We start from the raw sequence: 15,753 nt of genomic DNA, 5'->3' as shown, positions 1-15,753 counted from the left end.
CTCATTTCGAGTTTGTATAAATTAAGTGTAATCATAACGACTATGAGTTGTCAACAAGTATTTATACTTAAATCAGGAGATAGGAGAATGGGAAATAGACAAAAGGCAGTAATATTGATTAGTTAATTTCCCTAACCCCCCCCACACCCAACACCCAACCCTTTTTTTACTGAAAAATGATGTTTTCCTTCCTGAAAAAAAGCTATAAATGGCTAGGACTAGCGATAATAACGGTGATTTTGGCGATTACACCCGCCGCCATTGCCCAATCAACCACTAGCGCCATACCTCTGGCAAAAATTAACTGGTTACAGGCGATTTTTTTGGGATTTGTGCAGGGAGTGACGGAATTTTTGCCGATTAGCAGTACCGCTCATCTAAAAGCGATTCCCGTCTTTTTGGGTTGGGGGGATCCCGGTGTCACCTATACGGCAGTGATTCAATTGGGCAGTATTGCGGCGGTATTGTCCTATTTTTGGCAGGATTTAAGGCAAATATCCACGGGAATGGTGAAAGCGGTGGCTAGTTCCGATTATCGTTCCCAGGATTTTCGTTTAGCCCTGGGGATTATCCTAGGCACAATTCCGATCGTTTTCTTCGGTTTGTTAATAAAACTTTTCATTCCCGATTTAGATAATTCCCCCCTGAGAAGCATGACTGCGATCGCCTGTGCCTCTATAGTCATGTCTTTACTCTTAGGTACGGCCGAAAAAATCGGGAAACATAAACGCAGTTTCGAGACTTTGCGACAAAAAGACGGGGTTTTAATGGGATTAGCCCAAGCTTTAGCCCTCATACCGGGGGTATCTCGTTCTGGGTCCACCTTAACTGCCGGGTTATTCATGGGTTTAGAAAGGGCCGTAGCGGCGCGATTTTCCTTTCTGCTGGGGATTCCGGCGATAACTTTAGCCGGTTTAGTGGAATTTAAAGGCGTTCTCGACCAGATTAACACCAGTGAACTAATTCCCCTGGCTATTGGGGTAATTTCCTCGGCGATATTTTCCTATCTTTCGATCGCTTGGTTATTAGATTATCTCAAAAAACAGAGTACCTGGGTTTTTGTCTGGTATCGTCTCTTTTTCGGGGTTACTATCCTGATTGGTGTGGCCTGGGGGCGTTTTTCCTGACCTTTTGGCATTCTAATTAATTTCTAAAAAATCTTGCAATTTTTTTAGATAAGTGGGGGCATCTTCTAACATGGGAAAGTGAGCGGTATTAGCCATCTCCACATACTGGATATTATTATTCAAATCCGCCGCCATTTTGCCCATTTTGGCAGGGATAATAATATCTTTTTCCCCTGATACTAAAAGAGTTGGTACCTTAATCTCAGCAAATTTACCAGGCATAATTTCCACTGCCTTTTTACTCACAGATGTATAAATTGTGCCTAGGGCGGCCTCGTAATCTGCCGCTAAAAAATCTTCTAAAAAAGCAATTCTTTCTGATTTTGGGATCGATCGATGCAAAAATCTCGCCATAAATAATCGATCGGCAAAAGGTACTTTTAAAAACCAATCATAACGAAACTGTACCACATACTTACCGAATTTATGGAAGGCAGCAAAAGCCGCTTTATTATACTCAAAAATGCCATTACAGGTTAAAACTGCTTTGACCACTCTTTCGGGGTACATAGTAATAAAAAAAGTCGCCACCGATGCCCCCATAGAGTGACTATTGAGATAGACTTTTTCAATTTCCAAACTATCTAAAAACAGGGCCAAATCAAGGGCATATTCTTCTAAATCGTAGGAAAGATCGGGGGATTTTTCCGGCAATTTAGATCGACCAAAACCCCGCATATCGTACAATAAACAATCAAAGCGATCGCAAATTGCCGCAGCCGTTGATCGCCAATAGCGTCCCGATCCTCCCCAACCATGAATAAACACCATAACCGGCTTTTTCTGGGCAGATTCTGACCCCCGAATCCACTCGTAATAGTGGGGAACACCACGGACAGTGATTGTTTTATCGATTATTTGAGTTTTCATACTAAATCCAGTTATTAAAAACTGATTATTTATTCTCCGTTTTGCCTTTTGCATGAGTAGAAAACGGGTTTCTCGGAGAAACCCGTTTTCTGTGCGTTACTCAACGGATTTAGGGAGGTACAATTATTTGTAGGATGGGTTAGCGGTAGCGTAACCCATGCGGGCGTTGGGTTTCATGCTTCAACCCAACCTACATTCATCTTATATTTAATTCCACCCACCTACTTAGATACCTAGCCATCCTCGTCAAGAGTTTTGCCAACGTCGCGCATCTGTGTCCGATAGTCTTCCGATTGTCTTAAGGATAACGGACGAGAACGATTTCAAGCTTCGAGTAATCGTTCATAGATGTCGTCTTCCAGATTATCCCAAATCTTAGCCAGTGCAGTTTCGCTGACTTTTTGCCAGAAATCCGAGTTTGTCTCCTCCGGGATGAGGGTGACTAAAACCCTAGTACCCTCTGGAATCGGCACGGATTCGAGGAGTTCGATCTGGCCTTCTTTGACGATCGCGGGAACGGTGTTCAGCATGGTTAACCTCGATTTTTCCCCTTAAGCGGATTCTTGACTGGGTAGAGAGGAAGGATGAACCAATAGCTCTGCTGTAGAGCGTTTTTCCACCATTTCGCGGGTGATTAAACATCGTTTCACGTCTTTGCGCGAGGGCAATTCGTACATGACATCGAGCATTAATTCCTCGACAATACCCCGTAGGGCCCGGGCCCCAGTTTTGCGACGATAGGCCTCTTGGGCGATCGCTAGGACGGCATCAGATTTAAACTCTAACTGTACATTGTCCATCTTCAACAGTTTTTGATACTGTTTCACCAAAGCGTTGCGGGGTTGCGTCAGGATAGCGATTAAAGCTTCCTCATCCAGGGGTGACAGTGCCGCTAGGACGGGAATTCGACCGACAAACTCTGGAATCATGCCAAATTTGACTAAATCATCGGGAGTCATTTGTTTTAATAACCCTGCCGCTACCTTATCCTTACTAGCTTGGCCATCTCCCGGTTGAATAAAGCCCATGGATTTTTTACCGAGACGCTGATCGATCACCTTATCTAAACCGACAAACGCCCCACCGCAGATAAACAGGATATTGCTGGTGTCGATCTGAATACAATCCTGATAGGGGTGTTTGCGGCCGCCTTGGGGGGGAACATTGGCGATCGTTCCCTCTAACATTTTCAGTAAAGCTTGCTGTACCCCTTCTCCGGACACATCCCGGGTAATCGAGGTATTTTCGCTCTTACGGGCAATTTTATCGATTTCATCGATGTAGATAATGCCCCGCTGCGCCTCTTCCACGTCTAAATCTGCCACTTGTAACAGACGCAGGAGAATATTTTCCACATCTTCCCCCACATAACCAGCCTCGGTTAAAGTGGTGGCATCGGCGACAGCAAAAGGTACATCGAGGATTTTGGCCAGAGTTTGAGCTAGAAGGGTTTTTCCCGATCCCGTCGGCCCGATTAACAGAATATTAGATTTTTGCAGTTCGATGCTATCTTCCGGATTGCCGCCACTGGCTTTTTGGGTTTGGATATCTTTGAGGCGTTTGTAATGGTTATAAACGGCCACAGAAAGCACTTTTTTCGCCTCATTTTGACCGATAACGTAGTCATCAAGGTATTTTTTAATCTCTCTTGGTTTGGGAATTTGTTCCCAAGTGGTTTTGTTTTGGCCCGATCGCCGTTTGTTGGGACGTTCCTCCACTGGGGCGACCGGACTAGGCGGTTCCATCAATTCCTCATCGAGAATTTCGTTACACAGTTCCACACACTCGTCACAAATATAGACCCCCGGCCCGGCGATTAATTTTCGCACTTGTTCCTGGGATTTGCCGCAAAATGAACACTTGAGGTGGGAGTCGTATTTAGACATAGTTTATTATTTACAGGGAAGTAACGGGAACGGTAGGATCGGGCAGTTCGGGACGGGAAATCACCAGATCGATTAACCCATATTCTTTGGCTTCGACGGCCGACATGAAAAAGTCCCGTTCGGTGTCGTTGGCGATGCGATCGTAGGGTTGACCGGTGTGGTGAGCCAGCATGGTATTGAGTCTCTGTTTAATATAGAGGATCTCTTTGGCTTGGATGGCGATATCACTAGCTTGACCTTGGGCGCCGCCGAGGGGTTGGTGAATCATGATCCGGCTACTGGGTAGGGACATCCGTTTACCTGCCGCGCCACCACAAAGCAGGAATGCTCCCATACTAGCGGCTAAACCGAAACAAATTGTCGCCACGTCGGGGCGAATTTGTTGCATGGTGTCGTAGATAGCTAGTCCAGCATAAACGGAACCGCCGGGGGAGTTGATATAGAGTTGGATATCTTTTTCGGGATCTTCTGCCTCCAAGTAGAGGAGTTGGGCAACGATCGAATCAGCGACCTGATCATCGACGGGAGTTCCCAAAAAGACAATTCTCTCGCGCAGGAGTCGAGAATAGATATCAAAAGCCCGTTCACCCATGCCAGACTGTTCGATTACCACGGGTAAAACGTTAGCTAGGGAGTTTCTCCCCGTGTTGGCGTAGATAGCAGGGCGACAATTACTGGTAATTGGGTAGTCAGGTGATCTCGATTCGAGCATAATTTTTTCGGTTCCGCTATCACAATCTTAGGGTTTTTGCTTGGCTGTGGAGCTTTTACTGGCAAATGTTAAGCATCTTTAGCACTTCTGTCCATCTATTATGCCCTAAGTTTTCCTTTGTTGGCAGGAATCAGTCATCAGTTATCAGTTATCAGTTATCAGTGATCAGCTATCAGTGATCAGCTATCAGTGATCAGCTATCAGTGATCAGCTATCAGTGATCAGGGGATGGGGGAATGGGGGAATTCAAGCAATACCCTAAAACCCCAACACCCCAACACCCCAATCAGTTATCAGTTATCAGTGATCAGCTATCAGTGATCAGCTATCAGTGATCAGCTATCAGTGATCAGGGGATGGGGGAATGGGGGAATTCAAGCAATACCCTAAAACCCCAACACCCCAACACGACTGCTAACTCCTTACGGTTATTCTTCCTCGGCTGCCAACACTTCCACTTCGGTGAATGCGAAGGTTTCTTCTGTTTCCTCTTCCTCGCTTGTTTCTTCCTCTAGGGAACCTTTGGGGACGAGGGTGATAGTAGCCTTTTCCTTCAGCCATGCTAGGGTGTTTTCCGCCAGCATTTCTTCGGTGATCACCTGTTCTAGACGCTGCTTATCTATGTCGCGATCGGACAATTGCTCCATGATTTTAGCGATTTTTTCCGTTACCGCTTCGGGACTGACTTCAATGCTGGCGACTTTAGCCAATTCCTGTACCACGAGAGTCTCTTTCAGACTTTCGATCGCATCGGGACGGGTGTTTTCCCGCATTTTGGGAATATTATCTTTTGTAAACAACTGGTTGACATCTAGCCCCATTTGTTGAAATTCCATGAAGCTTTGGGTCAAAATATGCGTCACTTCCTTTTCGATCAGCGTCTCCGGTAAATCTAAAGTCGCACCCTTGACTAATTCCTTGGTTAAAGCGTCATAAATGCTTTCTTTGGTTTCCTTCTCCGCTTGTTCTTGGAAACGTTTCTCTAAACTTGCTCTTAATTCGGCGATTGTCTCCTGATCGCTGACTTCTTGGGCAAAATCGTCGTCAAGCTCTGGTAATTCCTTTGCCTTTAACTCTTTCATCGTAATGGTAAAAATTACCGCTTTTGCTGCCACATCTTCTTTGGGATAATCTTCCGGGAAAGTTAAAGTCATCTCTTTGACTTCTTCCGGTTTCATGCCGATAATTCCTTCCACCATACCCTCGATAAAGCGTCCTGCTTCCATATCCACCCGCAGATCTTCGCCGTCAATATCTGGGATATCCTCGCCAGTTTCGGCGGATTTGCCCCGATAATCAACGATCGCCACATCTCCCAGCTGCGCCCCGCGATCTTCCACGGGAACCAATGTCGCTAACTGTTCTTGACGCTCTTTAAACCAATTTTCCACGGATTCGGGATCATAAACGGTTTCTTCGGCAGTAACGCTCAGATTTTCGTAATCTCCGAGAATAATTGTCGGGGTCACATCCACGGAAACTGAAAAAGTCAAAGCTTTACCCGGTTCATAGGTAGCGATCAAATCCTCAAACTTAGACAATAGCTGGGGATTACCCAGGGACTCGATCCCCTCCTGTTTTAGGGCAGATTCGAGGCAATTTTCCAGTAATTCCTCAATTACCGCCGCTTTTACTGCCTTAGTTCCCAATCTTTGCAGAAGAATCTGACGGGGAACCTTACCGGGGCGAAAACCGGGTATATTGGCCGACTTCGCTAAATTATTTACCACTTTCTCGTGGGTGTTTTTCGTGGTTTCGGCGGGAATTTCAATTTCTAAACCTATCTGACTGGCAGGAAGCTTTTCCTGAATAACTTTCATTGATTTTTCTAGCTCTTACGACAAGGAACGTTTATAATAGGGTGAGCGGTGTTTACGCCTGCGGTGAATCCGTCCCGCTCATGATATTCTAGGGGAATAGCTGCAGTTGTTCCCCAAGCTCTCACAATCTTTTTATTTTAGCGGTCAATGGGGTATATTTAATTTATTCCGTCCTTGGGGCAGTTAAGCCCAATCAGAAAATTTTGCTGATCAAAAGCCGATCAATCCAAGTTTTAGAATAACTCGGTGGACAAAAAAGATTTTTTACTGTAACGATTTCTTCGGATCATTATCATCACCCAACTCGTCAGGAGGTCACACAATTTGAGTCAAAAAGTACGGGTCGCTATTTTAGGAGCCACCGGGGCCGTGGGAACGGAATTACTAGAGTTATTAGCTAGTCGTCAATTTCCTCTCGCTAGTCTAAAATTACTGGCTTCCGAGCGTTCTGCTGGAAAAACCCTCGATTTTCGGGGCGAAAGTCTCCTAATCGAAGCGGTAAACGAGCGCTCTTTTCAGGACGTGGATATCGTTCTTGCTTCTGCGGGGGGGGCCACCTCGAAAGCTTGGGCGAAAACTATTGTCGAGTCCGGTGCGACGATTATCGATAACTCCAGTGCTTTTCGCATGAATCCCGAAGTGCCTTTAGTTGTCCCGGAAATCAATCCCGACAGTGTGGACAATCACCGGGGCATTATCGCTAATCCCAACTGTACGACAATTCTTTTAGGAGTGGCGATCTGGCCTCTCCACCAAGTACAGGCGATCGAGCGAGTAGTAGTTTCTACTTATCAGTCCGCTAGTGGTGCTGGAGCGCGAGCGATGGAGGAGGTAAAACAGCAAGCACAAGCAATTCTTGACAATCGGCAACCTCCCACTAATTCCTTCCCCTATCCCCTCGCTTTTAATCTTTTTCCCCACAATACCCCAATTAATGGTCAAGGGTACTGCGAGGAAGAAATGAAAATGGTCAACGAAACCCGCAAGATTTTTGCTTGTCCAGAGCTGCGGGTTAGCGCCACCTGTGTGAGGGTTCCCGTCCTGCGGGCCCATTCGGAATCGGTTAACCTAGAATTTAGTCGGCCTTTTTCTGTGGTGAAGGCCAGAGAAATTCTTGAGTCTGCTCCGGGGGTAAAATTAGTGGAAGATTGGGACGCTAATTATTTTCCCATGCCAATTGATGCCACCGGTCGCGATGAAGTATTAGTGGGACGCATTCGTCAAGATATCTCCCATCCTAACGGTCTAGAATTGTGGCTATGCGGCGATCAAATTCGCAAGGGTGCGGCTTTAAATGCTGTACAAATTGCCGAACTTTTAGTTAAGAAAAATCTCGTCGGTTCCAGATTAGCAACGGTTTGATAATTAAGCTATCAGCCATCAGCTAGATCAAGGCGATGATAACTAGACCTCTGGTAAAAATCAAAAATTGTTGTTGGGGTTAGGAGCCAGGAGTCAGTAGTCAGGAGGATTAAGAATGAATAATAATCAATTAAATGGTCCTACCCTAACCCATCCTACAAATAATTAATTGTGCCTCCCTACTTAGGAGGATTGCCAGATTCTTTCTTTTGCCTCTTGCCTTCAGAAGCTGATAACTGATAACTGATAACTGATAACTGATAACTGATAACTGATAACTGATAACTGATCAATGAGTGAAACATATTTTGGACGAGTAATTACGGCGATGGTGACACCCTTCACCGTCGAGGGTCAAGTTAATTATGGGATGGTGGAAAAATTGGCCGATTATCTAGTTACCCACGGTAGCGATGGTATAGTGGTCTGTGGGACGACGGGAGAATCACCCACCCTAAGTTGGCAGGAAGAGTACGAACTATTTAGTATTGTCAAAAAAGCGGTTAATGGTCGGGGAAAAGTGATTGCGGGGACGGGTTCTAATTCCACTTCCGAAGCGATCGAAGCGACCCAACAGGCTGCTAAACTGGGTTTAGATGGTTCTTTACAAGTGGTTCCCTACTACAATAAACCTCCCCAAGAGGGTTTATATGAGCATTTTCGCACCATTGCCAAAGCTTGTCCCGATCTGCCGGTGATGCTTTATAATATACCTGGTCGCACGGGTCAAAATATGACCCCAGAAACGATTATTAAACTGGCAGCAGTTGATAATATTGTGGCGGTAAAAGAAGCTAGTGGTAATTTAGAACAAACCTGTAAGATTTACTGTCATACTCCTGAAAATTTCGCTATTTATTCCGGCGATGATTTTCTCACCTTACCCCTAATGACCTGTGGTGCGGTGGGAGTGGTCAGTGTTGCTAGTCATCTAGTGGGAGAAGAAATCCAAGGAATGATTCAAGCTTTATTAACTGGAGATGCGGCCAAAGCGATCGAGATTAATTTGAAATTATTTCCCCTGTTTAAAGGTTTATTCTGTGCCACTAATCCAATTCCAATTAAAGCGGCCTTAAATCTAGTCGGTTGGGAAGTGGGGGGTCTAAGACTTCCTTTATGTTCCCTAAGTCCCGAACTAGAAGAAGGATTAGCAAAAATTATGCAAGAATTGGCTTTAATCTAGAAAAATATTAGAAAATTTGGCTAACTAAACTAGGATTTTTTCGAGAAATAGGTTATAATGTTAATAGCTTAACTAGAAAAGAAATATAGTTTAGAACTGCTAGAAAGTATTGATACTAAGTGAATTTAACTAGGTGTTATTTCCCTAGTTAGAATAAGTCTAACTATCCATTTTTTGAGATTTCCCGTCCACAAAAACCACCTGAAAAATCACCATAACTTACCATCAAAGGATACCTAATGATTCAAGATAAAACCCAAGCAAAACTAAAGATCATTCCCCTAGGAGGACTACACGAAATCGGCAAAAACACCTGTGTTTTTGAATACGATGATGAGATTATTCTCCTGGATGCTGGTTTAGCTTTTCCTTCCGATGATATGCACGGGGTCAATGTAGTGCTTCCCGATATGACTTATCTAAGAGAAAATCGCCATAAAATTAAGGGTATGATCGTCACCCACGGTCACGAAGATCATATCGGTGGTATTCCCTACCATCTCAAACAATTTGATGTACCAATTATCTACGGTCCGCGTCTAGCGATGGCTTTATTGCGGGATAAATTGGAAGAAGCAGGATTAGTAAATCGTACCAAATTAGAAACCGTTGCTCCTCGGCAAATGGTGCGTTTAGGTAAATCTTTCATGGTGGAATATATCCGCAATACCCACTCGATCGCCGATAGTTTTTGTGTAGCAATTCACACTCCTTTAGGGATAATTATTCACACAGGAGATTTTAAAATTGACCATACTCCCGTGGATGGCGAATTTTTTGATCTGCAAAAAATTGCCGAACATGGCGAGAAAGGAGTGCTATGTTTATTGAGTGATTCCACTAACGCGGAAGTACCCGGTTATACTCCCTCGGAAGCTTCCGTTTATCCCGGTTTAGAGCGGGTTTTTAACCAAGCAACGGGACGGATTATGATTACTACCTTTGCTTCCTCGGTGCATCGGATTAATCTGGTGTTGAAATTGGCCCAGAAATTTAACCGGAAAGTGGTGGTAGTGGGTCGATCAATGTTAAATGTCATCGCTCATGCGCGTAATTTGGGGTATATTAAATGTCCCGACGATATATTTGAACCCTTGAAAGCGACCCGCAATTTAGCCGATGATAAAATCGTCATTTTAACTACAGGATCCCAGGGGGAACCTTTAGCGGCCATGACGCGGATTTCTAAGGGTGAACATCCTCATATTCGTGCGCGTCAGGGGGATACGATTGTCTTTTCCGCTAATCCGATTCCGGGTAATACCATCGCTGTGGTTAATACAATTGATCGTCTGATGATGCAGGGTGCTAACGTGGTTTACGGACGCGATAAGGGAATTCACGTTTCCGGCCATGGTTCCCAAGAAGACCATAAATTGATGTTATCTTTGACGCGGCCGAAGTTTTTTGTGCCAGTGCATGGAGAACACCGAATGCTGGTCAAACACGCTCAGATGGCCCAAAGTATGGGGATTCCCGCCGAAAATATGGTAATTGTCAAAAATGGTGACACGATCGAGTTAACCAGCGATCGCATTGGCCTCGGCGCACCAGTACCTTCGGGAATCGAGTTAGTCGATCAAGCGGGTGTGGTCCACGAACACATTATGCAGGAAAGACAACAGTTAGCCGAAGATGGTGTGATTACGATCGCCGCCTTCGTTAACGCTGAGGGACAATTAAGCGCACCTCCAGAGATTAATTTGCGCGGTGTGGTGACAAAAGTGGAAATCCCGCTGCTGAATCAGTTAATTATTCGGGCGATCGAACGCTGTTTAAGCGATCGCATTGGTGAATTTAAAACTGCGACGGGGGTTCAGGATTGGGCCGGTTTGCGGGCCGAAATCGAGACGACTTTGCAACGTTTAATCAAACGGGAGTTAAAGAGTCAACCTCTAGTGATTTTCCTCCTGCAAGCGGCGGCAACGGAACCAGCGAACAATCGTACTTATCGCCGCCGCCGTCCCGCAGCTACCATGGCCTCCTAATAGCAGTGAGCAGTAATCAGTGAGCAGTAATCAGTGAACAGTAATCAGTGAAAAGATGGCAAGAAACTGCTATTTAATACTGGTCACTTAACACATACTGCTCACTTAAAACTCAAATCTGATAACTGTTAACTTACCCACTGATAACTGATAACTGATAACTGATAACTGATAACTGACCATGTTCCATGCTGCCGATTTGCGATCGCTGCTGACCGCCGTTGCCAGGGGAGAAATTAACCCGGAGACAGCTTTAGATAAACTTAAACATCTAGCCTTTGAACCGGTGGAAGACTTCGCTAAAATTGACCATCATCGTCAATTAAGAACGGGATTTCCGGAGGTTATCTGGGGGCCGGGTAAAACCACCGCTCAAATCGCCCAAATTATCGGTGTATTGCGTCAAAATAGTCCCGTGGTTATGGCCACCCGCATTGAAGCAGAGATAGCAGTCCAGCTACAGGAACAGGTAACAGACTTAGTTTATTATCCCTTGGCCCGCATCTGTGCCATTGCCGCAGCCGCTCCAGAAAATCCCCCAAAAGGGATAATTTCCATCCTAACGGCGGGAACTGCCGATATTCCCGTAGCGGAGGAGGCGGCGGTTACTGCTCAATTATGCGGTTTTTCCGTGCAGCGTCTCTGGGATGTGGGAGTAGCGGGAATTCATCGCCTCTTGAATCATCGCCATCTACTGGATGCTGCTGATGTGTTAATTGTTGTTGCGGGAATGGAAGGAGCCTTACCAAGTGTGGTAGCGGGATTAGTTGATCGCCCGGTGATCGCCGTTCCCACCAGTATCGGTTACGGAACCAGTTTCGGCGGTATTGCTCCTTTGTTAACTATGCTCAATTCCTGCGCGGTCGGCATCGGTGTGGTTAATATCGATAATGGTTTTGGGGCCGCCATGTTAGCCGGCCAAATCTTACGCACGGCGGCCAGATTAGCCTAGATTTTCCTTCATCTCAGACTGAAGATCCTATACAGTTGGTATAGGGATAAACTACTTTGAAAAAGAAGCCGATATGCACCTAAGTGAAATTACTCATCCCAACCAGTTACATGGTTTATCACTCCGTCAATTAGAAGATATTGCCCGTCAGATTCGCGAAAAACACCTCCAGACGATCGCCGCTACCGGTGGACATTTGGGACCGGGGTTAGGAGTCGTAGAACTAACGATCGCCCTTTACCAAACCCTCGATCTCGATCGCGATAAAGTCCTTTGGGACGTGGGACACCAAGCTTATCCGCACAAACTCCTCACCGGCCGCTATAACGATTTTCACACCCTGCGCCAAAAAAACGGCGTTGCGGGCTATCTAAAACGTTGCGAGAGCAAATTTGACCATTTTGGGGCTGGACACGCCTCCACGAGCATTTCTGCGGGGTTAGGAATGGCTTTAGCCCGGGATGCCAAGGGGGAAGATTTCAAGGTGGTATCGATCATCGGTGACGGCGCTTTAACCGGGGGTATGGCCCTAGAAGCGATTAACCATGCTGGACATTTACCGAACACCAACATCATGGTTATTCTCAACGATAACGAGATGTCCATTTCCCCGAACGTCGGGGCAATTTCCCGTTATCTCAATAAAGTTCGTCTAAGCGAACCCGTCCAGTTTATCGCTGATAATCTCGAAGAACAATTGAAAAATCTACCCTTCTTCGGTGACTCCCTCACTCCCGAAATGGAACGAGTCAAAGAAGGGATGAAACGGTTAGCAGTTCCCAAAGTCGGTGCTGTCATTGAGGAATTGGGCTTTAAATATTTTGGCCCGATTGATGGTCATAATATTCCCGAATTAATCGCCACTTTTAAACAGGCCCATAAGGTCCACGGACCGGTTTTCGTCCACGTTGCCACCGTTAAAGGCAAAGGCTACGAATGGGCCGAAAAAGATCAAGTGGGTTATCATGCCCAAAATCCCTTTAATTTAGCCACGGGTAAACCGATTCCCTCCAGTAAACCGAAACCTCCCGCTTATTCCAAAGTTTTCGGGCATACTCTCACTAAATTAGCGGAAAATGACCCGCGCATTATCGGTATCACCGCTGCTATGGCCACCGGGACAGGGTTAGATAAATTTCAGGCAAAACTACCGAAACAGTACATCGATGTGGGAATTGCCGAACAACACGCCGTTACTCTCGCCGGTGGTCTTGCTTGCGAAGGAATGCGCCCGGTTGTCACCATTTACTCTACTTTCCTGCAGCGGGCTTTTGATCAGATTATTCACGATATCTGCATTCAAAATCTCCCGGTTTTCTTCTGTATGGACCGGGCCGGTATTGTCGGGGCCGATGGACCGACCCACCAAGGGATGTACGATATCGCCTACCTGCGTTGTATCCCCAATATGACCATTATGGCCCCGAAAGATGAGGCAGAACTGCAAAGAATGGTCGTAACCGGGATTAATCATACTAGCGGCCCCATTGCCATGCGTTACCCCCGGGGCAACGGTTTAGGGGTTCCCCTGATGGAAGAGGGTTGGGAAGCTTTACCCATCGGTAAGGGCGAAATTCTCCGCAGTGGCGATGATGTTCTCCTGTTAGGATACGGCACGATGGTCAATACTTCCCTGCAAGTGGCCGAAATCCTCAGCGAACACGGCATCGAAGCCACAGTGGTTAATGCTCGTTTTGTCAAGCCCCTTGATACAGAACTTATCTTTCCCCTTGCCCAACGTCTTGGTAAGGTGGTGACTTTGGAAGAAGGTTGTTTGATGGGTGGTTTTGGTTCTGCGGTTTTGGAAGCTTTACAGGATGCTAATATTCTAGTTCCGGTCAAGCGTTTCGGGGTTCCCGATAAATTAGTGGACCACGCAAAACCAGAGGAATCTTTCGCTGATTTGGGTTTAACCAGTCCCCAGATTGCCCAACAGGTTTTAGCGGCATTTTTTAGCCAAAAACAAACCGCTAACGTCGGTTAAAATCTCAAGATTAGTTTGTCCAGTTTTCCCGAAAAATTAGGGAAGACTGGTTTTTTTTGATCTAGATAGTCAATGAAGACTGCCAGCAATAAATAGGGTTTGCGGCAAAAAGTACGGGCGAAGCATTCGGATAGAAAATCTACGGTTTCACCGATAGGTTATTGCCCGAATGCTTCGCCCCTACAGGACGCGGGCCGATGAAGACCCAAGGTTTTGAACGACGATTCTCTCAAAATATTACACCTGTTTCGCAAGAAAAGCCACAAAACCCCTACCTTGCCTACATTTCACATTTATTCAGCAAGCCCTAAATAGTGAGGGGAACGAACCACAGAGACACAAAGGACACAAAGATCGATCACTACTATATAGGTCAAACTTATCACACAAAGAATAGGAGAGTCCAGTAGCTTTAAGAGCATCAGCCATGAGTTGATCATCAATGACAATGTTAGTTCTCATAGTATCCCTAGTTGTGTATAGTAGATTAAACCTCTTGCATGATTAATTTTTGAGGGTTCAAAAATGAGAAAAAAGTTTAAATTTTGTCAAGAAATTGCTTGAAGTTTTGTAAAGCAACTTGACTTAAAGACAGAATTGTGTACAATCGTTCATTAGTAATTTTACCCAGAGTGCTGTGTATGGTTTCATCAGTTCATCGTATGGCTTCTGGCGTTGAAACAAATTTTGTTTTAAAGCTAAGGGACTTGCGCTTTGATAATGTACCTTTTGGGCGAACGCAGTTCGCCCCTACATTGTGGACAAAATCCGTTACTGTAGGGGCGCAAAGCTTGCGCCCTCCGATCGATCAGGTTTGCTGATCACTCTAAGTAGGGGGAGAGCCTTCGAGCGCCTTCGCAGCTAAGGGACTTGCGCTTTGATAATGTGCCATCTGGCTGGTCTGATTCTTCTACAGAGCGATTTTCTGGCTGGGATATTATTCCCACGCAAGTCCCTAACCTTCGAGCAAGAGCAGAATAGGAGGATATATCAACCATGTTAAGCACTGATCTAGAGATAAGACTAGCAGCTTTAGAAGCTGAAGTAGCACTGCTTAAGCGTTTGCTACCTACTGTCAGCGAAACTCCCTGGTGGGAAAAAATTGTCGGCACTTTTGCTGATGATCCGGTTTACGAAGAGGCAATGCAGTTTGGTCAAGAGTACCGTCAGTCCCTAAAACCATTAGCCGAGGAAGCATCCGAATCCTGAAATGTATCTCCTTGACACCGATCATATTAGTATTCTCGATCGCGGGGGTCAACCGGCACAACAATTGCTGAAAAAACTGGCTGCTATTACGAGCAGCGAAGTTGCTACCACAATTATCACCTACGAAGAACAAATGCGGGGATGGCTCAGTTACATAGCCAAGACCAGTTCGATTGAAACCCAAGTTGTTGCCTATCGAAGGCTAGAAAAGCACCTCGCTAATTATCGCACGATTCCCATTGTCGGCTTTGATGAAAAGGCAGGTCAAGTTTTTCAAGAACTTCGGGTAACTTACCCTCGTTTGGGTTCGATGGATTTGAAGATTGCTGCTATCTCAATGGTTAATCAGGCTATCCTGCTGACGCGAAATCTCTCAGATTTTGGGCAAATTGCCGGTTTAAGAGCAGAAGATTGGACGATGACAGGCAACTGAATTACCTATGGAAAACCAACCCTAAAACCTTGGAGAACTTCGGTGAGAATAATATCACCAATAGCTATCGGCTCAACTCCCAGCAGTAAATCAAGTTCTGTTGTTTCCGTAGTATTATAACCATTGAAATAATCAATCCAAACACTAGAATCCACAAGAATCATTGATTGTGCCTCATTTCCTCAAGGTTTCCTTCCCATTTAAGCTTACCTTTAAAGGCTTTAATT

Annotated in this window: 16 protein-coding genes; 8 read left to right on the top strand and 8 right to left on the bottom strand. The window is 45.5% G+C overall.

Going from position 1 to position 15,753, the window contains the following annotated elements; genetic code table 11:
• The first annotated feature begins 176 nt into the window (after positions 1 to 176).
• On the top strand, positions 177 to 1,127 hold the full coding sequence (locus O9324_RS07535; protein ID WP_502846577.1) for an undecaprenyl-diphosphate phosphatase: 951 nt from the start codon (positions 177 to 179) through the stop codon (positions 1,125 to 1,127).
• Between the two features lie 12 nt (positions 1,128 to 1,139).
• Here O9324_RS07535 and O9324_RS07530 read toward each other — a convergent pair whose 3' ends face one another.
• From O9324_RS07530 to tig, 5 genes are all read right to left on the bottom strand, one after another.
• Complete coding sequence (locus O9324_RS07530) at positions 1,140 to 1,997, bottom strand: alpha/beta fold hydrolase (protein WP_288139868.1); 858 nt, start codon at positions 1,995 to 1,997, stop codon at positions 1,140 to 1,142.
• A gap of 323 nt (positions 1,998 to 2,320) precedes the next feature.
• Positions 2,321 to 2,527: a hypothetical protein gene (locus O9324_RS07525; protein WP_288139867.1), complete on the bottom strand. Its 207-nt coding sequence runs from the start codon at positions 2,525 to 2,527 to the stop codon at positions 2,321 to 2,323.
• Positions 2,528 to 2,548: 21 nt separating this feature from the next.
• Positions 2,549 to 3,883 carry an ATP-dependent protease ATP-binding subunit ClpX gene (clpX, locus tag O9324_RS07520; RefSeq protein WP_287170001.1) on the bottom strand — a complete coding sequence of 445 codons (1,335 nt, stop codon included), beginning with the start codon at positions 3,881 to 3,883 and terminating at the stop codon, positions 2,549 to 2,551.
• A 10-nt stretch (positions 3,884 to 3,893) separates the two neighbouring features.
• A complete protein-coding gene (gene clpP / locus O9324_RS07515) occupies positions 3,894 to 4,595 on the bottom strand; it encodes an ATP-dependent Clp endopeptidase proteolytic subunit ClpP (protein WP_002736918.1) in 702 nt (233 codons plus the stop codon).
• A 428-nt stretch (positions 4,596 to 5,023) separates the two neighbouring features.
• Positions 5,024 to 6,415 carry a trigger factor gene (tig, locus tag O9324_RS07510; protein WP_287693195.1) on the bottom strand — a complete coding sequence of 464 codons (1,392 nt, stop codon included), beginning with the start codon at positions 6,413 to 6,415 and terminating at the stop codon, positions 5,024 to 5,026.
• 324 nt (positions 6,416 to 6,739) lie between these two features.
• On the opposite strand from tig, the gene O9324_RS07505 reads away from it, so the two are divergent.
• Positions 6,740 to 7,777 carry an aspartate-semialdehyde dehydrogenase gene (locus O9324_RS07505; protein WP_272081447.1) on the top strand — a complete coding sequence of 346 codons (1,038 nt, stop codon included), beginning with the start codon at positions 6,740 to 6,742 and terminating at the stop codon, positions 7,775 to 7,777.
• A 179-nt stretch (positions 7,778 to 7,956) separates the two neighbouring features.
• On the opposite strand, the gene O9324_RS07500 is transcribed toward O9324_RS07505, so the two are convergent.
• Positions 7,957 to 8,082: a hypothetical protein gene (locus tag O9324_RS07500; RefSeq protein ID WP_287633412.1), complete on the bottom strand. Its 126-nt coding sequence runs from the start codon at positions 8,080 to 8,082 to the stop codon at positions 7,957 to 7,959.
• Here O9324_RS07500 and dapA point away from each other — a divergent pair.
• The 4 genes from dapA to dxs all read left to right on the top strand — a co-directional run bounded on the left by dapA (position 8,070) and on the right by dxs (position 13,884).
• The gene (dapA, locus tag O9324_RS07495) at positions 8,070 to 8,960 is read left to right on the top strand and encodes a 4-hydroxy-tetrahydrodipicolinate synthase (protein ID WP_272081446.1); all 891 of its coding nucleotides are present in this window, start codon (positions 8,070 to 8,072) and stop codon (positions 8,958 to 8,960) included. The genes O9324_RS07500 and dapA overlap by 13 nt on opposite strands.
• A gap of 239 nt (positions 8,961 to 9,199) precedes the next feature.
• A complete protein-coding gene (locus tag O9324_RS07490) occupies positions 9,200 to 10,948 on the top strand; it encodes a ribonuclease J (protein WP_288139866.1) in 1,749 nt (582 codons plus the stop codon).
• 181 nt (positions 10,949 to 11,129) lie between these two features.
• Positions 11,130 to 11,900: a nickel pincer cofactor biosynthesis protein LarB gene (gene larB / locus O9324_RS07485; protein ID WP_002777893.1), complete on the top strand. Its 771-nt coding sequence runs from the start codon at positions 11,130 to 11,132 to the stop codon at positions 11,898 to 11,900.
• 73 nt (positions 11,901 to 11,973) lie between these two features.
• Positions 11,974 to 13,884 (top strand): 1-deoxy-D-xylulose-5-phosphate synthase, encoded by a 1,911-nt coding sequence (gene dxs / locus O9324_RS07480; protein ID WP_288139865.1) that lies wholly within the window; start codon positions 11,974 to 11,976, stop codon positions 13,882 to 13,884.
• A gap of 297 nt (positions 13,885 to 14,181) precedes the next feature.
• Here dxs and O9324_RS27470 read toward each other — a convergent pair whose 3' ends face one another.
• The gene (locus tag O9324_RS27470) at positions 14,182 to 14,346 is read right to left on the bottom strand and encodes a type II toxin-antitoxin system VapB family antitoxin (protein ID WP_288139864.1); all 165 of its coding nucleotides are present in this window, start codon (positions 14,344 to 14,346) and stop codon (positions 14,182 to 14,184) included.
• 534 nt (positions 14,347 to 14,880) lie between these two features.
• On the opposite strand from O9324_RS27470, the gene O9324_RS07470 reads away from it, so the two are divergent.
• Together O9324_RS07470 and O9324_RS07465 are read left to right on the top strand one after the other, a co-directional pair.
• Positions 14,881 to 15,093, top strand: coding sequence for a hypothetical protein (locus O9324_RS07470; RefSeq protein WP_046661792.1), 213 nt, complete (start codon positions 14,881 to 14,883; stop codon positions 15,091 to 15,093).
• A gap of 1 nt (position 15,094) precedes the next feature.
• On the top strand, positions 15,095 to 15,526 hold the full coding sequence (locus O9324_RS07465) for a type II toxin-antitoxin system VapC family toxin (RefSeq protein ID WP_287630227.1): 432 nt from the start codon (positions 15,095 to 15,097) through the stop codon (positions 15,524 to 15,526).
• A 5-nt stretch (positions 15,527 to 15,531) separates the two neighbouring features.
• Here the strand turns inward: O9324_RS07465 and O9324_RS07460 are convergent, their stop codons facing one another.
• Positions 15,532 to 15,690: a PIN domain-containing protein gene (locus O9324_RS07460; protein WP_288139863.1), complete on the bottom strand. Its 159-nt coding sequence runs from the start codon at positions 15,688 to 15,690 to the stop codon at positions 15,532 to 15,534.
• Between the last annotated feature and the right edge of the window lie 63 nt (positions 15,691 to 15,753).

The organism is Microcystis sp. LE19-84.1B, assembly GCF_027531875.1.
Classification (GTDB): Bacteria; Cyanobacteriota; Cyanobacteriia; order Cyanobacteriales; family Microcystaceae; genus Microcystis; species Microcystis panniformis.
The sequence above is the reverse complement of the archived record's forward strand: the minus strand, read 5'-3'. Positions and strand labels throughout refer to the sequence as shown.